Below are 20,385 nucleotides of genomic sequence, written 5' to 3'. Positions count from 1 at the left end.
TCCAAATAGTATTAATTGCCTACTTCCATTTGAATGATAGCTCCCCACAAATAAATATTTGTGACAGTGTTGCATATATTATACGCAACCCCAACCCCACAACCTTAAAGCATCAGTTGTAAAGCTTCGGCATTATTTCCTTTCCTACTTCTTCATAGTGCTTAACTCCAAAGTAGTACTATTAAACAATGCAACCTCTATCTTTTTTTCGTTCACTTGTTATTTTCTAATGATACAATAGTCTTTTAATTTAGTCAATAATAAAATTTTATTTTTCCATAAACTGTATGAATTTTTTTAATGATTTTAAAGCTTTTTCTCTAGGTCTTACCTCTATTATATACACCTTATCTTTACAGCCTATATCCTCTACATACTTTGAAAAATCAATTTTTCCGTCTCCTACAACTTGATGATCACTTATGTCATTTACATCATGAACATGAACAGTTTTAATTTTATCTATATTTTTTCTAAAAAATTTTATTTCATCGTAAATTTCATAATAAGAATGACCTATATCCCATGTTAAAAATATATTTTTTTTGTTCATAATATTATCTAAAACATCTTGATATAATTTTTCAGTGAATCTTCCAGAATTTTCAACACAAAGTTTAATCTTATTCTCACAATAATCACTCAAATCTACCAAACAATCTTTTAAAATCTCTTTATATTCTTCATGATAAATATCATCTAAATAATACTTATTATCCGTCAAAGTAAAATAAGGAGTTGGCCCTATGTGTATAGTCATTCTACTCGCATCTATATTTTTTCCAAATTCTATAATCTCTTTCAATCTATCAATCCCTGCATTTCTAACCTTTTCATGAAGATTTAAAATAAATATATCCTCAGGTGCATGCATAGTAATCTCTATATCATTTTCTTTCTTGTATTTTTTTATATTTTCTATATCCTTCTTATCGTAATTCTCAGGAAAAAAGCACTTCATATTCATATTTATCTCCACTGCATTAAATCCATTAATTTTAGCAAATTCCATACTATCAAGTATACTTTTTTCTCCAACAGATGCCGCATATCCTATTCTCATAAAATACCTCCCTATAGTTTTATCCCTTTAGCCCATAATACATTTTCTACCGTTGATATATCTTCAATAGATGCTTTTGATACTCCCTCATCTATATTTAATATCATCAAAGCTTTTTCCCCTTTTATATTTCTACCAACCTGCATAGTCGCAACATTTATATTGTTTCTTCCAAGAACCATTCCAATATCACCTATTACTCCTGGAACATCCCAGTTTTGTATAAATAACATATGTCTACTAGGGTTTACATCTACTTCATATCCATGAATTTCAACAAGCTTCCCTTCTTTTTTTGCAGATAAACTTCCAAGCAAAGTAAATTCGCCAACTTTATTTTTTATTTTTATAGACATTGAATCTACATAATTTTTATAATTTTCTTTTTTCTTTCCTTCATTTACAATTATATCTCTATTTTTAGCACATATATGAGCATTTATATAATTTACATTTTCCTTCATTACAGGTTCTAAAAGACCTTTTATAAAAGCTATAGTCACCATTTTAACATCCTGAGAAGCTATATTCCCATGATATTGAATATCTACAAGTTCAATTGGCTCATTATGAATTTGATAGTATATTTTACCTAGTTTTTCTGCAAGTTCTATATAAGGCTTAATCAACTTAAGTTCTTCTCTATGAATAGTTGGAAGATTAACTGCATTAGCAACAATATCTCCATTTAAACCATTTATAATCTGATTGGCTATTGTTTTTCCTACATTTTCTTGTGCTTCTATAGTTCCAGCACCTATATGTGGAGTAACTATAATATTTGGATGATCAAATAGCTTACTATTGATACAAGGCTCTACCTTATGAACATCAAGTGCAGCACTCGCAATTTTCCCCTCATTTATTCCCTTTAATAATGCATCCTCATTTATGATACCACCTCTAGCTGCATTTACTAATCTAACCCCATTTTTCATACACTTTATTTCATTTTCATCTATAATATTTATAGTTTCTTCTGTTTTAGGAGTATGGACAGTAATAAAATCAGATTCTTGTAATAAATCCTTTAATCTATCCTTTTTAATAGCTTTAAATTTTTCAAATCTTTCATCTGTTATATATGGATCATATGCTATTATATTCATACCAAAAGCCTTCATCCTAGTTGCAACTAAAGATCCTATCTTTCCAAGACCTATTATTCCAAGAGTTTTTCCATAAAGTTCTACCCCTTTAAAAGAATTTCTTCCCCAATTCCCCAATTTAGTATCACCATTAGCTTGAGGTATATTTCTTGATTGAGCAAGCAAAAGTCCTATAGTAAGCTCACAAGCAGACATAGTATTACTTTGAGGTGTATTTGCTACAATTATACCTCTTGTTGTAGCTGCTTCTACATCTATATTATCTATTCCGTTCCCAGCTCTTCCTACTATTTTAAGATTTATTGCTTTATTTAATAATTCTTTATCCACAATAGTATTACTTCTAACTATAATAGCGTTATATTCATGTATTATACTTAATAATTCCTCTCTAGAAATACCAACTTTTATATCTATATCCACTTTTTCTTTTAATATCTTTATTCCCTCTTGATCTATCATTTCTGTAATTATAACCTTATTTTTCACTATAATCCCCTCCAATTTTGTATTAAGTATTCAATATACAATTTTTTAAGCTAAATTTTTTTTACAGCTTGTTTTAATGCTCCCAAAGTTCTATTTATCATTTCTTCATCAATGCATCCTAGATGCCCTATTCTTATAATTTCATTTTTCAATTTTCCTTGACCTGCTGCTATTACTATATTAAATTCTTCCTCCATTATCTTTTTTATATCAATAGCTTTATTTTTCATTTTTATAGAAGTCACAGTATTAGATTGATATTTTTCATCTACAAAAAATTCTAATCCCATATTTTTTACACCTTCTCTAAACATCCAAGCCAATCTTTCATGCCTCTTACAAACATTATCAATACCTTCTTCTTGTATCATTTTTAGTGCCTCATTCGTTCCAGTTATAAGCGATACAGCAGGAGTATACGGAGTTTGAGGTAATTCTTTATCAATACTATCTTTAGCTTTTTTAAAATCAAAATAGTATTTAGGAATATCAGATTTTTTATTAAATTCCCATCCTTTTTCACTAACTGCTATAAATGTTAGTCCAGGTGGCGACATCAAAGCTTTCTGAGATCCACTTACTAATACATCTATATTCCATTCATCCATTCTTACTTCAATTGCTCCTAAAGAACTGACCGCATCTACTATGTAGAGTTGTTTTTTATTTTTCATGAATTTTCCTATTTTTCGTATATCATTATTAGCCCCTGTAGACGTTTCATTATGAGTAATTATCAGTGCTTTATGCTCATCAGTTAATCTAGATTCTATATCCTCAACTTCAACTCCCTTTCCCCAAGGTACATCTAATTTATCAACTTCTATACCAAATATCCTTGCTATATCTGAAAATCTATCTCCGAACACACCTATTGACACTACCAATACCTTATCTTTCTTAGAAAACATATTCACAATACTTGCTTCTAATCCGCCTGTTCCTGATGATGGAAATGTAAGTACTGTATTATCTGTTTGAAATATATATTTAAGTCTTTCATTAAATTCTTTAAATATATTCGCAAACTCATCAGTTCTATGATGAATCATATTCTCTGCCATCTTATTCAAAATCCTTTTAGGAACATTTGTAGGCCCTGGTGTCATTAAAATTTTATCTATATTCATTTCTCAACTCTCCTATAATAAGTATTTTTTTATATAAAAAATCCCCACCCTTGACGTTAGTCAAGGACGGGGATATATCCACGTGGTACCACCTTGTTTTACTGTATATACAGTCTTTAATCTTTAACGGAAATCCCGGCATAGGTTTTGACCCCTATGCAGTTCCAGGTCGGATTCAATAACTCTTATTATGGATTCACACCAACCATCCACTCTCTGAAAATAGAAATTATTTACTACTACCCTTCTAAACTTTTAAATATTGTTTTTTGTTTGAAATTGATTATATTGCCTAAATCCAATTTCGTCAACACTTAAATTTTTTTTATATGTATTATTTTATTTAATGCCAATTATTTTTTTCATATATTTATATTTAATTATATTATTTTAAATAATTTATATAACAAAAAACCTCATTTTTTTAAAAAAATGAGGTTTTTTGTTATATAAACTTTACTTCATATTACTTCTAATTTCATCAATTAAATCCAAAGAACATTTATTATTTTGATAGTTATTACACTTAGCACAATTCTCTTCGTTCTCTCCAACAGATGATGTAAACTGGTTTTCCATTGGACTGTACTGACTACATCTAGATGCTACTGCTTTTAATTCATTCATATTTAAATTTTCCATGCATGTATGCCTCCTTAAATTTTAGTCATATATAGTTTAACCTAAAATTTAAGGTTTAATTCTACCTATCCTTATATTTCTCTTTTTAAATTTTTGTATTTTTTAAAAGATAAATTAACAATAGATTTATCTTGACTATAAGTTATCAATTCTAATGCATCTTTTATTTTATAAAATCCACCGTCTATAAATCCCAAGTCTTTATTTATATTACATTTTGCATCATTTGATTCCATAACATACCACACTATTTCATTACATACAGGAGCTTTTCTGCTTATTGAATAGAATTCATAATTTGTTTGACCTGCAGTTGATAATATTTTAGTATCTACTCCACATTCATTTTTAACCTTATCTACAGCGACTTTATTTGGAACATCATCACCTTTAATAATACCTTTTGGCAATACCCATTCACTTTTTTCATTTTTTAATATCAATACTTTATTTCCATAAAAAACTATTCCTCCTGCACAACTTCTAAAAAGCATTTTAAACTCCCCCTTATATTATATTTGTATCAATTATAATTAAGATTATAAGATCATATGATCTTATTTTTCTGGGTTTTTGTTTATATTATTAATATATGTTTTTTAAATAGTGCTTATGAAGATAATAGTCAATTTTTATTTTCAATAATATCTATAGCTTCTAAAAAAGCTCTTTTAACATATTCTTTTTCATTCGGATTGTTTATCAAATTTTTTAACTTTTTTAACGTAGTTTCATTTCCTATTTTGCACAAGGATTTAGCAGAGTATTGTCTTACCTGTGGCTTTGCATCTATAAGTCCCTTGTGCAAATAATCTATGCTTTTATCTGATCCTAGTTTACCCATAGCAGAATAAGCCATTCTTCTTACACCTCCATGAGGATGCTTAGAGCATGTATGAACTATATCTAATAATCTACAATCTTTTAGTTCACCACAAATCCAAAGAAGTATCATAAAATCATCTACATTTTTTTCTATCAAAATTCTTTTATACAACAGTTTTTTTAAATTGTTTAATTCATTTTCATCTAATGATTTTATAATATCAATTCTTGAATTCTTATCTTCTTCAAGTAGTATGTCTATAATAGTCTTATTATTTTGCTTAATCTGGTTCAACATTTGTTTGTACTTTATTATATCTCTATTTACATCATCAATCTTCATATTTCTTATTCTGCTTATCTGATTTATATTTTTGCCTTCCTGATATAGCAAGTATGTTATTTCAAAATTTTCTAAGCTGTCTATACATTCCCAACTCAACACCGATTTTATCCTCCATATTAATCTATCTCATATTCCTTATACTTTCCATAATCCATATCGTCAAGTGTTACAGCTACAAATATTCCATCTTCCTTATATTCAAAATCCTCCACATTGTTCTTATTTTTAATAGAATTAAATACGTCTCCCTTATTATATGGAATCAACAAAGATACATCATGAAGATTTCCAATTATTTTTTCTTTTATCTTTTCTAAAAGTTTGTCTATGTTGTAACCAGTTTTACAAGATATAAATAAAACATCCTCATCTTTTTTTGCATCTACATCATATCCTAACTTATCAACCTTATTAAATGCAGTTATAACAGGCTTATCAAGTGCTTTTAACTCTTTTAAAACATCAAGAGTTGTATTCATTTGAATATCATAACTATCATTCGATGCATCTACAACGTGAATTATTAAATCTGCATATCTAACTTCTTCAAGTGTAGCTTTGAATGCATCTACTAAATCATGAGGAAGCTTACTTACAAATCCAACTGTATCTACTACTAAAAACTCTTTCTTATTAGAAAGTGCTGCCTTTCTCAAAGTAACATCAAGAGTTGCAAATAGCATATCCTTTGAAAAAACTTCTTTTTCTACTTCGTAGTCTTTATGAGTTTTCATAATTTCATTTGTAAGAGTTGATTTTCCTGCATTAGTGTATCCTACTAAAGCTACTATTGGTATGCTATTTTTAAGTCTTTGAGATCTTTGTGTTTCTCTGTTTTTCTTTACTTCCTTAAGTTCTTTTTTTATATCAGATATTTTATTTAATATATGTCTTTTATCCACTTCTAACTTTTGCTCTCCAGGACCTCTAGTTCCAATACCTGCTCCTGTTTTTGACATTTCTTTACCAAATCCAGAAAGTCTAGGAAGTCTATATTTCAACTGAGCAAGCTCTACTTGAAGCTTTCCTTCTCTTGACAATGCTCTTTGAGCAAATATATCAAGTATAAGGGCTGTTCTATCTATAACCTTTACATTTAATAACTCTTCTAAATTTCTCATTTGTGCTCCCGAAAGCTCATCATTAAATATAACTACATTAACATCTAAGCTTTCACAATAATTTTTTATTTCTTCCAACTTTCCCTTTCCTATATATAAAGCAACATCTCTAGATTCCTTATTTTGAACTATCTTTTCTACAACCTCAGCTCCCGCAGCCTTAGCTAATTCCTCTAATTCATCCATAGAGTCATCAATATCTATATCATCTTCTTTTTTAAATACATTAGTTATGTTAAGTCCAACTAATAATGCTTTTTCGTTTTTTTTATCCATAAAATCACCTCTTTTTAAATTTTCATATTATTTATTATACCATTTGTTGTTATTTTTAATTTACTAATTTAAAATATATCCTTATTATTTAAATTATACAAGAACATTAGTTTGGTGTAAATAAAAACAAGGCTATATACCGCTAGCCTTGTCTTTTAGCAAATGCTTCTAAATTTTTAATATATTCTTCTTTTTCTTTTATAACATTTGATAAAAGTCTATATGTATTAGTTTTTGCATCTTCTTCTTTTACAACTAATCTGCCTTGTATATCTATAAACAATGCATATATTTCGTTTTCTAAATTCACAGAAAATTTCAGAAGACTTTTAATATCTGAAATTTTTGGATTCATTAATCTTTTTTTAAATTGGTTAACTAAGAATAAAATTTTGTCATATATTAAAAAATCAATTTCTTCTAACACTTCTTCATTTTGTTCAATATATTTTTTTAATCTATTGTAGCAATCAATATTTTTCTCTAAACCTTTTATCAAAGTATTTACAACTATATTCATCCCTTTGTTTTCAGAATTATCATTTGCAATTTGTATGTATATTTCTTTTCTTCTTTGTGCCATATCTATTGCTTTATCTATTAGGTCTATAGTATTATATGCCAATTGATACCTTCCTTTCTTGATAAATTGATGAATTTATGCAGTTGTAGTATATAAAATTCATACTTAATTAATTATATCCAATATAATTAATTCTTAACCACATGACATTAGACCTATATTTTAGTAAATTAGAATCAGTATCAATATAAAAAATTCCTACTTGACTATTTATTACCATATAATATGAAATTGTTGTATAATTAATATATTATTAGGGGGGGATATAAGTATGAGTGAAAATTATAAGTTTTTTCAAAATAATAAGTGTGAATACTTTCCATGTCACAAGGTAAGAGATCCTAAAAATTTCAATTGTCTATTTTGTTTTTGTCCTTTATACATGCTAAAAGATAAATGTGGTGGTAATTTTAAATATAAAAACGATATTAAAGATTGTTCTGACTGCACTATACCTCATAGTAAAGGGGGTTATGACCATATAATGTCTAAAATGAAAGAAGTAATTCGTATAGGAAGTAAAAAAACAGAAGATTAATTAGCAAATCAATAAAGTCATCTTGAAATAAAACTAACCCCCTAGGATAGATACAGGCATTTTTCCTGTATCTATTCTAAGGGGTCAGTTTAATATGTAAAAACATATAATTTAAAGTTAGTCATCTTTTCTAGAGCTACAACTTGCAGACGTACATGAGCTATAACCATTGATTATCATTTCTTATTTAAACCATATTAATTGATAATACCTGTCAACAAAATAAGTATTATGCTAACACGTCATTTCTTTCATAGTATTTTTGAAAGATGTCTTACTGCTATTATGACAGACAACTACTGGTATCTTTCTTTTTTTAGCTTCCTTAGATACAGTATTAGCAACTTTGTGAGATATAGTATCTGTAAATATAACTATTCCATCACTCTTTCCTATAGACTTCGTCATATCATTTCTGCCATATGTATACACCTTAGCTTTTACTCCATGTTTTTTTGCTTCATCTATATAAATTCTTTCCATTCTGTCATGTCCACCATATATCACTATACTCATCAAAACCACTCCTCATCCTTATCGATAATCATTATCATTTAACATATTATATCATTTTAGTTTTGTTGTCAATAAAAAAATGCGATATCAAATGATATCGCATTTTTTTATTTAGAAACCTTTTTAATTATTTATCTACTACAAGCTCATCTATTAAATTTACAAGTTTGCCAATCTCAGGCTTACTCATCTGACCATCTGCTCCTACAGACTCACCCTTATGCATTAAATCCTCTGTTATAAGAGATGAGAATATTATTACAGGAAGACTCTTTAATATCTTATGTTCTTTTATTTTTCTAGTTAATGTATGTCCATCCATTTGTGGCATTTCAATATCTGTTATTAAAATATGAACATCATCTATGAAATTTTCTCCTTTTTCATCACATATTGAGCTTAAATAATTATACGCCTGCTCTCCATCATCAAAAAATCTTAAATTCTTAAATCCAGCTTTAGTAAGAGTATCATTAAGCACCTTTCTTATAAGAGGAGAGTCATCAGCCAATATCATTTTCACATTGCTTCTATCTTTAGCCTCAATATCATTCATTCTTTTTTCACTTATTCCAGAAGCAGGACTTATATCCATAACTATTTTTTCAAAATCTAGCAACATAAGTATTTTATTATTGAATATTATATTTCCAATAACCAAAGATGATTCATTTACATTCTCCGATTTTCTAATCTGATCCCATCCTATTCTGTGAATTCCCAATATATTGTCAACACAAAATGCTACCTTCATATTATTGAATTCACATAATATTACTTTACATTTTTTAATGTCTGTATTTTTCTTTTCTATTACATACTTCATATCTATTAATGTTACAACATCACCTCTAACCAAAGTAAGACCCGCCACTGCTGGATGGCTATTAGGTATCTTAGTAAGATAGTCTACTTCAAGTATTTCTTTTACCTTTATAACATTGATAGAGTAATGTTCTTTATTTATTGCAAACTCCAATATTTCAACTTCACCAGTGCCTGTTTCTAATAATATTCCTTTATCTTTCATAAATTCATCCCCTTTACTTTTCGACTATTTCTTTTACTTTTCGACACACTTATCCGTTTTCCTTTTTTATTCTATTTTTTTATTATATACCTTTAGCTTCATTTATAAAACCAGTTCTAAATAACTATTAATATAATAGTTATTATAACCAATACAAAACCTATTATAAATACAGAATAGGTTATACTATTTAAATGAGTACCTATTTTCTTTGGTATATCAGAAACTTTATAGCTGCCATTATCAGTATACTTTATATTGCTCATTTCGATATTAGCAAATTTCTTTATCTTTCTATCAGTATTTTTTACAATCTTTACAACAAATGTATCTACTGCCGAAAACGCTATACATAATATATTATATACTAATTTACAAACGGGTCTATAGAAATCATTTTCTATGTTAACCCAATTAAGAGATGGGTTTTTATATGCCCTAGACCCACATTCTTCAACTAACAGATATTTTCTTATAAATAACATGAATATACCTGCCCCCAACAATATAGTAATTATAGACGATTTTATATTATCTATAGAATAAAATTTCATATCAAAATCTCCACTTAAGTGAATATCAAAAAACAAATTATCTTTATTCATAATGTTTATTAAAAACGAAGGATTTATAGCTACATATATTATACTTATACTTAGTATAATCATAGGAATTAATGCTCTCTTTTTTATTTTGGTTTTATATTGACCTTTGAATTCATCGTTTTGCTCCACAAATATAGCTACAAATATTTTAAGTAGATAAGCTACTGTAAAACTACTACAAATTGTAAATAAAATTTCTAAAAGAATAGCTTTGTTTCCATGAAAACTCTCTGATAAAGCATGATGTAGCATAGTCTTACTTATAAATCCATTAAACCCTGGCATACCTATAACACCTAACATACCTATTAAAAATAACCCTTTTAATAAATTTTTATGCTTTCCAAACCCCTTAATCTTGTTTATACTAAGTTCACCTAATATCATATATATTATACCTGCAACCATAAAAAGAAGAACCTTAAATAATCCATGATTTACAATATGATACATGCTTCCATATATAGCCATTTCATTGTGTTCTCCTAGCAACCCAATCAATGCAACACCCATTAATATATATCCAATTTGACTCATACTACTATATGCTAATATTCTCTTTATATTCCTTTGAAATATTGCTAAAAAACCACCTACGAACATGCTCATAAATGATAGTATAAGCAAAACCTCACAAAACAGTTTATCATTTTTCATTATACATATTGAAACAATCATTATTCCATAAACACCCGCTTTTGAAAGTATTCCAGAAAGTACTGCTGTTGCAGGCGTCGGGGAAGCTGGATATACCTTTGGTAGCCATACATGAAGCGGAAACATACATGCTTTAACCGCAAAACCTATCATAAGTGAAAAACCTATTGTATATTTCATACTTCCAATAGAATCTATTACAGATGATATTTCAGATATATTTAATGTATTCGTATAATCGAATAATAATAATATTCCCATTAATGTTATCATTCCGCTTGCTATTGACATTCCTAAATAAATTCTTCCAGCTTCATGAGAATAAACATCATCATCGTGTATAACTAACATGTACGATGTAAACGCCATCATTTCAAAGAATGTAAATAAATTAAGTATATTTTCAGATATGAATATACCTATTGTACTTGAAAGTGTAAGCATAAAAAATGCATAATATCTATTTCTATGATTATGCTTTATAAGATATTGAGTAGAATATATCGTAGTTAAAAACCATAGAAAGCATGTTAAAAATACGAATACATATCTCATAATATCCATTTTCAAATAAAGTCCAATTCCCATTATATCAGGTATAAATATCTCAATAGGTTGCTTTGAAACAATTGGATACATCATTATTACCAACAAAAGTTCCATACCTGTTATAATATATATCACTAAATTTCTAAGTCTTTCATTTTTTCTTCCAACTATATATCCTACCAAAGAGCCTATTAACGGAAGTATAATCATTATAATTAAATACATAGCTAACCTCCTTTATATTAACTCTACAACTATTTTATGAACGAAATCCACTACAACATTTGGGAATATTCCTAGCAATACCACAAGAATTGTTATAGATACTATCGGGAACAACATTCTTATTCCTGGGTCATTATTTTGTATTTCTGTATTATAATTTTTTTCGAAAAATGCAGTCACTATAATAGGTAGTAAATATATACTCGTTAAAAACGCACTAAACAAAAGTATTATAGGAAACATTATCTTATTCGCATTTAATCCTCCCAACGCCAAATACCATTTGCTAACAAATCCATTAGTAGGTGGTATCCCAATTAAAGAAATACAAGCTATTGAAAAACACCACATAGTTATAGGCATTTCCTTACCTATCCCCTTCATATCAGATATATTCTTAATATGTTTTTTTGTATATATAGCTCCTGCACAGAAAAATAGTACAATTTTAATAAGAGCATGATTTACCAAATGCAAAATCCCTCCAATTAATGCATTTTCATTTAGCATTAAGACACCTAAAATTATATATCCCAGCTGACTTATAGTAGAATAAGCAAGCCTCTTCTTTAAATTATCATGGTGTATTGCAAGAAAAGATCCCATAAGTATAGTTATTACAACGAATATACTTGCGTATATATGAGCATCAACACTTCTCATAACCTCTGCTCCAAATATAAAATACGATACTCTTATTATGCTAAACACACCTGATTTAACAACTGCAACTGCATGAAGTAGAGAACTTACAGGTGTTGGTGCTACCATAGCAGCCGGAAGCCATGAATGAAAAGGAACAACGGCAGCTTTTACTCCAAATCCTAAAAACATAAGTATATATATAACAAGAATCATCTTCTCATTTCCAGCAACACTACCATTAAGTATTCCTCCAGCAGTAAAACTCAAATCAGGATTAATATTATATAAAAGTATCATACCTAAGAGAACAAAAGTAGCACCACCAAAAGAATATATTAAATACTTCTTGCCACTTTTAAATGCATCCTCACTTTCAGAGTGAATAACTAAAGGAAAGGTAACCAATGTAAGCATTTCATAAAATACGTATAAAGTAATTAAATTAGCAGAAAATGCAATCCCTATAGTTACCCCAAGTGTAAGTATAAAAAAAGTAAAAAATCTTTTTTCATTTTTTTCATGTTCCATATATTCCATAGAATAAAAAGTAGTAAATATCCACAAACTAGACGCAAGTAGTGAAAACAACACGCCCAACTTATCAATCTTTAAACATATATTTATAAACTCATTTATCTTTAGGATTTCTAACTTCATATCAATATCCGAATGCATAATATACACAGTTAATATAAAATTAAATATAACACAACACGCTATATATATATTTCTATTTTTTTTATTTTTAAACTTGAGTATATTCAAAAGTGTAGCTAAAACAAACGGCATAATTATTGGAAAAAGTATAAATAGACTTTTCATTTAAATTCACCTTTCTTAAACATAAAATTCGCTTTATCCAAAAGCGATAGATTAAAAAATTTGCTCACAAGCTGTAAGTAAAATCTTCATGATATAGTTTGAAAAAAGACCCACACAAACCATCATACCTATAAGCATCATAATAGGAATAATCTCTTTTATATTTTTTTCCTTAGACATATAAACTTTTCCTTTTAAATTTTCTTCTCCAAAATAACCATTAATAACAATAGGCGAATAATACACTATATTTAAAAGAGAACTCACAAGTATAAACGTTACTATATAAATCTTATCAGCTTGAATACTTGCAACAGATAAATTCCATTTACTTAAAAATCCAGGAAGTATAGGTATTCCTACCATAGACAATGCTCCTAATGAAAATAATCCCAAAGTTATAGGCATCTCTTTTCCAATCCCTCTTAAATCACATATTTTATCACCTGTATTTTCCCTCATAGAGTCTATACATAAAAATAGAGCCGATTTTGTAAATGCATGTCCTATAATATGAAACATGGCACTTGCAAGACCAAATGCACTAGAAAGTCCTATCCCTAAGAATATATAACCCATTTGAGCAACACTTGAATAAGCTATTACCCTCTTTGAATTTTTCTGATATATACTAAATACAGATCCCATTATCATACCTAAAACACCTAAAAACAATATTAGATTTAATGCTTTCACTTCATTTATAATTTCATATCCAAATACTCTATATAATATTTTGATAAACAATATAACTATAGCCTTTGCTCCTATAGCTGCTAAAAGTGCTGTTGTAGTATCTATTGCAGATGAATATGCATCTGCCATCCATATATGAAGTGGAAATATCGCCCCTTTAATACCAAGACCTATAACGAATAATCCAATAGATAATGTTACTATTTTTCTATACTCAGTCCAGTGTTTTGAAAGTTCCATACTTATAAATTCCATATTTAAATTTCCAGTAATAGAGTATATAAATGCTATTCCCAAAAGAACAAGACCAGAGCCTAAACTACTAAGAACTATATATTTTATCGTAGCCTTTATGCTTTCCTTATCATCCTTAACAGCTATTATTCCACAAGATGCAAGGGTACTAACTTCTATAAATACAAATGCATTAAATATATCGTTGGTAAATACCATTCCAAGAAAAGAAGCTAGTAGTATATTTATAAGCAGGTAATAAAATGGAATTTTCATCTTTTTTATATTTTTTTCTATACTATACATCGAGTACCATATTATAAAAAAACAAACACATGTAAACAAAATAGCCATTAAGCACTCTATAGCTCCAACCTTAAATTCAATCCCCCAAGGAGCATCAAAATGACCCATCCTATATTTGAAATCGCCATGTACCTTCACATAATCAAAAGTAAATATAGACAATATTAAACATACAAGATTAGTTATAAAGCTTATACTTTTTATAATTCTATTATTCTTTATAAGGGGCATAGTGAATGAACTTATAAATAATATTAAAATCATAATTAACGGAAAACTCTTTATAGCCAAATCTACCCCTCCTTCATATTCAGAATTTCTCTTAAATCTATAGTTTTATATTTTTCATGAAGTTTTATGGTAAGAGCTAGCATAAATGCAGTCATACTAACTGAAACTACTATACCTGTAAGCATAAGAGATGTCGGAACAGGATTGATATATCCATCAACTCCTTTAAATTCTCCAACAACTATCGGTGCATCCTTTTCATATATAAATCCTCTAGCTATAAAAAATAAAAATATAGCTGTATCCATTATATTAAGACCGATTATCTTTTTTATCATATTATTATTAAGAAGTAGTGTCATAAATCCAATTCCGAACAGAATAATAGACCCTACCTCTATATAATTATTCATTAAATTTTGCATATTATATTTCTCCTTCACTAAACAAACTATACAAAAAATACATCGTGATGGCTACTACACAACCCACAAAAATATTAAGAGGAAGTAAATAACCAGCTGAAAATATTCTACCAGGTGTGCCAATTGGAAAACTCGGAAGATGTAGATGTAGCCCTCCTCCTATGAAACTATATCCTTTTAACATCCCATACCCTATCAAAGAAAAACACATAGCTTTTATTAATGCATTATAGGAGAACTTACCTTTAGCTTTATCAGCTCCATTTACAATTCTATAAAGAATAAAACTTGCGCCTATTATAGTTCCTCCTGCAAATCCGCCACCAGGAGATATATGTCCATTTACAATAACATATATTCCAAACACCTGTATAAAAGGTATTACAAATTTTGAAACAACACTGAGTATTTTACTATTCACACTCATCACCTTCTCTTCTTAAAAGCAATAAAACAACAATTCCTCCCGTAAATAAAACAGTAGCCTCTACAAAAGTATCAAACGCTCTATAATCTAATATAATTCCAGTTATTATATTAAGCGCACCAGTTTCTTTAACCGTATCTTCTAAATAGGTCTTAGATACATAATTATGAGCTGGAACATCAAATTCTCCAAACTCAGGTAACTCACTTACTCCTACAAGTATTATTCCTATTAATAAAGTGGTCAAAATAACAGTTATAATTTTTCTCATTTCGAATCCCCCTTTATTCTCTTAAGAGTTAATATAAATAGAAGTGTTGAAATTCCAGCTCCAACAGCAGCTTCAGTTATAGCAAGATCAGGAGCATTTAATTGTTGCCAAAGCATTGCCATCACAAGAGAATATACCATAAATACAATTATTGCACCTAGTAAATCCTCAACGAATGATACTGCTACTGATGCAAATATCAAAAATAAAATCATAATAATACTAAGTAATCCCATATCAATTCACTCCATATATGCTTATTTTCTTCTATTAAACTCCGCCCTTGTTATTAAGTGTGTTGCAGTAGGATTTGTAATCCATAAAAAAACTACTACTAAAATCAACTTAATACTAACAAATGAAAAACCATTGTATATAATTAAAGCAAGTAAACTAAGAACTGCACCCAAAGTATCACATTTAGCAGCAGAATGAGCTCTTGTAAAAACATCATTAAATCTAAACAAACCTATAGTTCCTATACAAAAGAAAAATAGGCCTGAGAATAAAAATATAGTTACTACAACCAATTTCATATTACCCCTCCTATTTATCGATCAAATCAGCTATTCCTATCGATCCTATAAAACTAATAAGTGCATATACGAGTACAACATCTATAAAATAAGTTTCGTGCAATACAAATGATATCAACGATATCAAAATTATAGTTTTAGTACCAATTACATTTACTGCAATCAATCTATCAGCAGCTATCGGACCCTTTATAGCTCTTATCATACAAAATACTATTGTAATAGATAAAAACAAACTTGAAGCTACGAATATTCTTTCCATAATCATCTAACTCTCCTCTATTTTCAAAAGTATATTTTCAAACTTAGAATCTAAAAGACCCTCTGCAAACTGCTTTTTAAGACAATGTATTGTGTATACATCATTTTCCATAACCATAGTTATAGTTCCAGGAGTCAATGTAATTGAGTTTGCCAATATAACTCTACATAAATCAGATTTTAGTTTAGTTTTAAAGTTTACAACAACTGGTTCAATATCTATTTTTGGACTTAAAACTATCTTTGCAACATCTATATTTGCTTTTATAACTTCCACTATTAATACAAATAAATATTGAATTATATAAATAAATTTTCTAAACAAAAATATCCCACCTTATTTTGTAATAAAATTTTCTTTATTGAACTTATAAACGAACAAACATATACACATTCCAACCAAGAAATTTTCCATATTTATTGAACCCTCTAATACATCCCAAAATATTAATAATATAGTCATAACTATTAATAATTTTTTCATAAAAAAACCTCCTTTTGTTTCTTTATCTTAAAATTAATTTTACATATCATTTATCTAGCAAATTCCATGCCACTTTTGTGTTTGTTTGATATTTTACAGTTGCAGACCCTGTTATTTCAACGCACACTACAAAGTTGATTATTTTAATTTCTTTTATTTCAAAATATAAATACGTATGAAAACGTTATTTTAAACTCGTTTTATGTATCATTTTAAAACACTTGTTAATTTTAAGACATAAAAAAGTGTATCAAAACGAAACTTACGTTTCATTTTGATACACTTTCACTCTATATCATGTAATCTATATTGTATTTTTCTATTTTTCTATAAAGAGTACTTCTTCCTATGCCAAGTGTTTTTGAAGCAAGAGCTATATTTCCATTCACATCCTCTAAGGTTTTTATTATTGCTATTTTCTCTATTTCAGCTAAAGTCAACAATTCTTCTTTTATTCCTATTTTCTTGCACAAATTGCTAGGTTTTATATATGAAGGTAAATGTTTATATTCTATAATTTCTCCTTCTTCAACCATATTTACAACTAACTGCATTACATTTTGAAGTTCTCTTACATTCCCAGGCCAATCATAACTTTTAACATATTTATAGAAACTTTCATTAATAGGTCCTATAGTTTTATTCATCTTTTTGCTAAATTTTCCAAGAAAATATTCAACCAAAAGATCTATATCTTCTTTTCTATGTCTTAAAGACGGCGTAGTTATAGGCATTACATTTAATCTATAATAAAGATCTTCTCTAAAGTTTCCTTTTTCAACTTCTTCCTTTAAATTCTTATGAGTTGCAGCTATTACTCTAACATCTGTTGGTATAACGCTATGCCCTCCAACCCTCACTATTGACTTAGTTTCTAAAACTCTAAGTAAATTTACCTGTGTATCAAGAGGCATATCTCCTATTTCATCAAGAAATATAGTTCCCTCATCAGCAAGCTCGAATTTTCCTGGATGTCCACCTCTTTTAGCACCAGTAAACGCCCCCTCTACATATCCAAATAATTCACTTGCTACAAGTTCTCTAGGAATAGCCCCACAGTTTAAAAATACGAATGGTTTATTTTTTCTAGGACTTTCATTGTGTATTGATTGGGCAAACAATTCTTTTCCTGTACCACTTTCACCTTGAAGAAGTATAGTAGTATTTGCTCTTGCAGTTTTTTTTGAAATTCTTTTAGCTTCTTGAATAATATCACTCTTACCTATAATATCATCGAAAGTGAATATAGCTTCAGCTCCTATTATTTTATTTACAAGGTTATGAATAGTCTTAGCCTTTCTAAAAGTTACAACAACACCTTCAACTTCATCCGTATCACAGTCTTTTATAGGAGTCAAACTTACTATACAGTATATTCTTTGTCCTTTTTTGTTTTTAAAATATATTTCAGTTTCTTCATACTTTTTACCTTTATTTATAACACTTATCACTATTTTATTGTTTTTCTCACTTATAAGTTCACTGATATTTCTTCCTATAATATCTTTTTCATCAAGCGAAAGTAATTTTCTAGCGAATAAGTTTATATCCTTGATTATACCTTTGTTATCTATACCTAACAGTCCCTCAGATATAGATTCCATTATTGCAAATAAATGCTTATTTGTCATACTGAGCTTTTTATTCATATCATTAACTTTCAATTGATTTTCTATAGCTTCACCTGATGCCACAACCATTCCCAATGTATGAGGATGAACTTTTTCATATGGTCCCGTTACACTCAATACACCAACAACATTACCATATTCATCCTTTATAGGACAAGCAGATGAACTCCAATTGTGATACATCTTACAATAGTGTTCACCTCCAAGCACCTGTATAGGCTCTTTATTTATTATTGCAAGTGATAAAGCATTAGTTCCCATATTTTTTTCGCCTATATTACTTCCCATCTCTATATTAAGATCTTTGTAAGTGTCTATAAGATCACTATTTCCCATAAACTCAAGAATATAGCCTTCTCCATCCGCAAGTCTAGTTACAAGTCCTTTATCTTCAACTATCTTATACAAGCTATTCATAAAAGGTTTAGCTATCTCTATTAATCTCTTGGATTCTTCTTTTCTTTTCCTCAATTCTCTTTCATTAAGCTTTAAAACTTCATTATTTACAAATGGATCTATTTTATAAGCTTTACTTCTCAACCAAGATTTAGCTATAATAGGTCTTATTAAGTCATAATCTAATTCCCCTGTTTTTATGAATTTTCTCCAAGCTTTAATACTATCTTCATTCTTACCCAGTAAAATTTCCGTTGGCAATTTTATCACTCCTTACGGATTAATATTATTATTTATTATACCACTATATATGAATTTGCGTTAAATATTCAACCTCACTTTTGGTCAATATATAATGTATGTGTCATAATATAGTGTGTATTTGCAAATTTTATTTTTTACAAAAGGAGGTTTTCAGATGAATTGGATAAATAAATTAGAGCGAAAATACAGACATCTTGCAATAGAAAATCTAATGTATTATATAATAGGTTTATCTACCCTTGTATATGGTATATATTTCATAACCCACTCTTATAACTTAATATCTTTGCTTGAACTAAATCCTAACTTAGTTATGAAAGGACAAGTTTGGAGATTAATTACTTATATATTTATACCACCTTTACTTGATCCTATTTGGATATTTTTCAGACTATATATTTATTATTCTCTAGGCTCTGCACTTGAACAGGAATGGGGTAGTTTTAAGTTCAATCTATACTATTTGTTAGGTATGATTGGAACTACAATAGTATCCTTTGTAATTAATTCCCCGGTCAGTGCTACTTATTTAAATCTATCTATATTTTTAGCCTTTGCTAAAATATATCCAGACTATGAGTTTTATATATTCTTCATACTTCCAATTAAAGTTAAATACTTAGCTTGGATGAACTGGATATTTATAGTTTATACAATTATATTTTCTCCTATAATGTTCAAGTTAACAGCTATAGTATCTATAATAAATTACTTGATTTTTTTTGGAAAAAGCAATTTATATAATGCTAAGAATAGAAGAATCGCTTATAACAGAAAAAATCAATTTAAATCTAATATAACTAGCATAACTAAAAAAGATTATTTTCATAAATGTACTGTATGTGGAATAACCGAAAAAGACGATCCGAATATAGAATTTAGATACTGTTCTAAATGTAGTGGAGACTATGAATATTGTAGTAATCACCTTGTTAATCATGAACACAAATAAAGATGAATCTTTCGCTTCATCTTTTTTTATTACCCTCTTTTAAATTAAGTTTCACTTTATATGAATAATTTTTTTTTATTAATTCATATTTTTTTAACTT

The 20,385-nt window shown here is 28.2% G+C and carries 24 protein-coding genes, 1 riboswitch and 1 other annotated feature; of the genes, 2 read left to right on the top strand and 22 right to left on the bottom strand.

What is annotated here, in order from left to right; all coding sequences use genetic code 11:
* Positions 1-29: 29 nt before the first annotated feature.
* Positions 30-208, bottom strand: a riboswitch (Lysine riboswitch).
* Between the two features lie 60 nt (positions 209-268).
* The 8 genes from WJW32_RS06425 to WJW32_RS06390 all read right to left on the bottom strand — a co-directional run bounded on the left by WJW32_RS06425 (position 269) and on the right by WJW32_RS06390 (position 7,626).
* Complete coding sequence (locus tag WJW32_RS06425; protein ID WP_340256618.1) at positions 269-1,063, bottom strand: sugar phosphate isomerase/epimerase family protein; 795 nt, start codon at positions 1,061-1,063, stop codon at positions 269-271.
* 11 nt (positions 1,064-1,074) lie between these two features.
* The gene (gene serA / locus WJW32_RS06420) at positions 1,075-2,661 is read right to left on the bottom strand and encodes a phosphoglycerate dehydrogenase (protein WP_340256617.1); all 1,587 of its coding nucleotides are present in this window, start codon (positions 2,659-2,661) and stop codon (positions 1,075-1,077) included.
* A gap of 50 nt (positions 2,662-2,711) precedes the next feature.
* Positions 2,712-3,791: a pyridoxal-phosphate-dependent aminotransferase family protein gene (locus WJW32_RS06415; RefSeq protein WP_340256615.1), complete on the bottom strand. Its 1,080-nt coding sequence runs from the start codon at positions 3,789-3,791 to the stop codon at positions 2,712-2,714.
* A 59-nt stretch (positions 3,792-3,850) separates the two neighbouring features.
* Positions 3,851-4,050 (bottom strand) — a binding site (T-box leader).
* Positions 4,051-4,247: 197 nt separating this feature from the next.
* The gene (locus WJW32_RS06410) at positions 4,248-4,433 is read right to left on the bottom strand and encodes a hypothetical protein (protein WP_340256613.1); all 186 of its coding nucleotides are present in this window, start codon (positions 4,431-4,433) and stop codon (positions 4,248-4,250) included.
* 71 nt (positions 4,434-4,504) lie between these two features.
* The gene (locus tag WJW32_RS06405; RefSeq protein WP_340256611.1) at positions 4,505-4,927 is read right to left on the bottom strand and encodes an NUDIX hydrolase; all 423 of its coding nucleotides are present in this window, start codon (positions 4,925-4,927) and stop codon (positions 4,505-4,507) included.
* A gap of 131 nt (positions 4,928-5,058) precedes the next feature.
* A complete protein-coding gene (locus WJW32_RS06400) occupies positions 5,059-5,703 on the bottom strand; it encodes a helix-turn-helix domain-containing protein (protein ID WP_340256609.1) in 645 nt (214 codons plus the stop codon).
* A gap of 17 nt (positions 5,704-5,720) precedes the next feature.
* Positions 5,721-7,001 (bottom strand): GTPase HflX, encoded by a 1,281-nt coding sequence (gene hflX / locus WJW32_RS06395; RefSeq protein WP_340256607.1) that lies wholly within the window; start codon positions 6,999-7,001, stop codon positions 5,721-5,723.
* A gap of 142 nt (positions 7,002-7,143) precedes the next feature.
* Positions 7,144-7,626, bottom strand: coding sequence for a hypothetical protein (locus WJW32_RS06390; protein WP_340256605.1), 483 nt, complete (start codon positions 7,624-7,626; stop codon positions 7,144-7,146).
* A gap of 229 nt (positions 7,627-7,855) precedes the next feature.
* On the opposite strand from WJW32_RS06390, the gene WJW32_RS06385 reads away from it, so the two are divergent.
* A complete protein-coding gene (locus WJW32_RS06385) occupies positions 7,856-8,122 on the top strand; it encodes a cysteine-rich small domain-containing protein (RefSeq protein ID WP_340256603.1) in 267 nt (88 codons plus the stop codon).
* A gap of 234 nt (positions 8,123-8,356) precedes the next feature.
* Here WJW32_RS06385 and WJW32_RS06380 read toward each other — a convergent pair whose 3' ends face one another.
* The 14 genes from WJW32_RS06380 to WJW32_RS06315 form a co-directional block, all read right to left on the bottom strand.
* Positions 8,357-8,638 (bottom strand): DUF2325 domain-containing protein, encoded by a 282-nt coding sequence (locus WJW32_RS06380; protein ID WP_340256601.1) that lies wholly within the window; start codon positions 8,636-8,638, stop codon positions 8,357-8,359.
* A gap of 127 nt (positions 8,639-8,765) precedes the next feature.
* On the bottom strand, positions 8,766-9,668 hold the full coding sequence (locus WJW32_RS06375) for a chemotaxis protein (RefSeq protein WP_340256599.1): 903 nt from the start codon (positions 9,666-9,668) through the stop codon (positions 8,766-8,768).
* 116 nt (positions 9,669-9,784) lie between these two features.
* Complete coding sequence (locus WJW32_RS06370; protein ID WP_340256598.1) at positions 9,785-11,704, bottom strand: complex I subunit 5 family protein; 1,920 nt, start codon at positions 11,702-11,704, stop codon at positions 9,785-9,787.
* Between the two features lie 12 nt (positions 11,705-11,716).
* On the bottom strand, positions 11,717-13,171 hold the full coding sequence (locus tag WJW32_RS06365; RefSeq protein WP_340256596.1) for a complex I subunit 5 family protein: 1,455 nt from the start codon (positions 13,169-13,171) through the stop codon (positions 11,717-11,719).
* Between the two features lie 51 nt (positions 13,172-13,222).
* A complete protein-coding gene (locus WJW32_RS06360; protein WP_340256594.1) occupies positions 13,223-14,698 on the bottom strand; it encodes a complex I subunit 5 family protein in 1,476 nt (491 codons plus the stop codon).
* A gap of 2 nt (positions 14,699-14,700) precedes the next feature.
* Positions 14,701-15,063, bottom strand: a complete 363-nt coding sequence (locus WJW32_RS06355) for a sodium:proton antiporter (RefSeq protein ID WP_340256592.1) — start codon at positions 15,061-15,063, stop codon at positions 14,701-14,703.
* Between the two features lies 1 nt (position 15,064).
* Positions 15,065-15,484, bottom strand: coding sequence for an MnhB domain-containing protein (locus WJW32_RS06350; RefSeq protein ID WP_340256590.1), 420 nt, complete (start codon positions 15,482-15,484; stop codon positions 15,065-15,067).
* Positions 15,477-15,761 (bottom strand): hydrogen gas-evolving membrane-bound hydrogenase subunit E, encoded by a 285-nt coding sequence (gene mbhE / locus WJW32_RS06345; protein ID WP_340256588.1) that lies wholly within the window; start codon positions 15,759-15,761, stop codon positions 15,477-15,479. The genes WJW32_RS06350 and mbhE overlap by 8 nt, the downstream gene beginning before the upstream one ends.
* A complete protein-coding gene (locus WJW32_RS06340) occupies positions 15,758-15,997 on the bottom strand; it encodes a hydrogenase subunit MbhD domain-containing protein (RefSeq protein ID WP_248483019.1) in 240 nt (79 codons plus the stop codon). Before WJW32_RS06340 ends, mbhE begins: the two co-directional genes overlap by 4 nt.
* A gap of 21 nt (positions 15,998-16,018) precedes the next feature.
* Positions 16,019-16,297, bottom strand: coding sequence for a monovalent cation/H(+) antiporter subunit G (gene mnhG, locus WJW32_RS06335; protein ID WP_099187677.1), 279 nt, complete (start codon positions 16,295-16,297; stop codon positions 16,019-16,021).
* Positions 16,298-16,307: 10 nt separating this feature from the next.
* Positions 16,308-16,565, bottom strand: a complete 258-nt coding sequence (locus WJW32_RS06330; protein WP_340256579.1) for a monovalent cation/H+ antiporter complex subunit F — start codon at positions 16,563-16,565, stop codon at positions 16,308-16,310.
* The gene (locus tag WJW32_RS06325; protein WP_340256577.1) at positions 16,566-16,883 is read right to left on the bottom strand and encodes a Na+/H+ antiporter subunit E; all 318 of its coding nucleotides are present in this window, start codon (positions 16,881-16,883) and stop codon (positions 16,566-16,568) included. It abuts the gene before it with no gap.
* A 12-nt stretch (positions 16,884-16,895) separates the two neighbouring features.
* Positions 16,896-17,042 (bottom strand): hypothetical protein, encoded by a 147-nt coding sequence (locus tag WJW32_RS06320; protein WP_340256575.1) that lies wholly within the window; start codon positions 17,040-17,042, stop codon positions 16,896-16,898.
* Between the two features lie 290 nt (positions 17,043-17,332).
* Positions 17,333-19,330: a sigma-54-dependent Fis family transcriptional regulator gene (locus tag WJW32_RS06315; RefSeq protein ID WP_340256573.1), complete on the bottom strand. Its 1,998-nt coding sequence runs from the start codon at positions 19,328-19,330 to the stop codon at positions 17,333-17,335.
* Positions 19,331-19,487: 157 nt separating this feature from the next.
* Between WJW32_RS06315 and WJW32_RS06310 the strand changes: the two genes are divergently transcribed.
* Positions 19,488-20,285, top strand: coding sequence for a rhomboid family intramembrane serine protease (locus tag WJW32_RS06310; RefSeq protein WP_340256571.1), 798 nt, complete (start codon positions 19,488-19,490; stop codon positions 20,283-20,285).
* Positions 20,286-20,385 lie beyond the last annotated feature (100 nt).

This window comes from Tepidibacter sp. Z1-5 (genome assembly GCF_037844525.1).
Classification (GTDB): Bacteria; Bacillota; Clostridia; order Peptostreptococcales; family Peptostreptococcaceae; genus Tepidibacter_A.
This window is presented reverse-complemented; position numbering and strand designations above follow the sequence as displayed.

Coding starts and splice junctions, on each gene's coding strand:
- WJW32_RS06425 (WP_340256618.1), bottom strand. CDS start 1,063: ATGAGAATAGGATATGCGGCATCTGTTGGAGAAAAAAGTATACTTGAT.
- WJW32_RS06415 (WP_340256615.1), bottom strand. CDS start 3,791: ATGAATATAGATAAAATTTTAATGACACCAGGGCCTACAAATGTTCCT.
- WJW32_RS06410 (WP_340256613.1), bottom strand. CDS start 4,433: ATGGAAAATTTAAATATGAATGAATTAAAAGCAGTAGCATCTAGATGT.
- WJW32_RS06405 (WP_340256611.1), bottom strand. CDS start 4,927: ATGCTTTTTAGAAGTTGTGCAGGAGGAATAGTTTTTTATGGAAATAAA.
- hflX (WP_340256607.1), bottom strand. CDS start 7,001: ATGGATAAAAAAAACGAAAAAGCATTATTAGTTGGACTTAACATAACT.
- WJW32_RS06385 (WP_340256603.1), top strand. CDS start 7,856: ATGAGTGAAAATTATAAGTTTTTTCAAAATAATAAGTGTGAATACTTT.
- WJW32_RS06380 (WP_340256601.1), bottom strand. CDS start 8,638: ATGAGTATAGTGATATATGGTGGACATGACAGAATGGAAAGAATTTAT.
- WJW32_RS06375 (WP_340256599.1), bottom strand. CDS start 9,668: ATGAAAGATAAAGGAATATTATTAGAAACAGGCACTGGTGAAGTTGAA.
- WJW32_RS06370 (WP_340256598.1), bottom strand. CDS start 11,704: ATGTATTTAATTATAATGATTATACTTCCGTTAATAGGCTCTTTGGTA.
- WJW32_RS06365 (WP_340256596.1), bottom strand. CDS start 13,171: ATGAAAAGTCTATTTATACTTTTTCCAATAATTATGCCGTTTGTTTTA.
- WJW32_RS06355 (WP_340256592.1), bottom strand. CDS start 15,063: ATGCAAAATTTAATGAATAATTATATAGAGGTAGGGTCTATTATTCTG.
- mbhE (WP_340256588.1), bottom strand. CDS start 15,761: ATGAGAAAAATTATAACTGTTATTTTGACCACTTTATTAATAGGAATA.
- WJW32_RS06340 (WP_248483019.1), bottom strand. CDS start 15,997: ATGGGATTACTTAGTATTATTATGATTTTATTTTTGATATTTGCATCA.
- mnhG (WP_099187677.1), bottom strand. CDS start 16,297: ATGAAATTGGTTGTAGTAACTATATTTTTATTCTCAGGCCTATTTTTC.
- WJW32_RS06330 (WP_340256579.1), bottom strand. CDS start 16,565: ATGATTATGGAAAGAATATTCGTAGCTTCAAGTTTGTTTTTATCTATT.
- WJW32_RS06320 (WP_340256575.1), bottom strand. CDS start 17,042: ATGAAAAAATTATTAATAGTTATGACTATATTATTAATATTTTGGGAT.
- WJW32_RS06310 (WP_340256571.1), top strand. CDS start 19,488: ATGAATTGGATAAATAAATTAGAGCGAAAATACAGACATCTTGCAATA.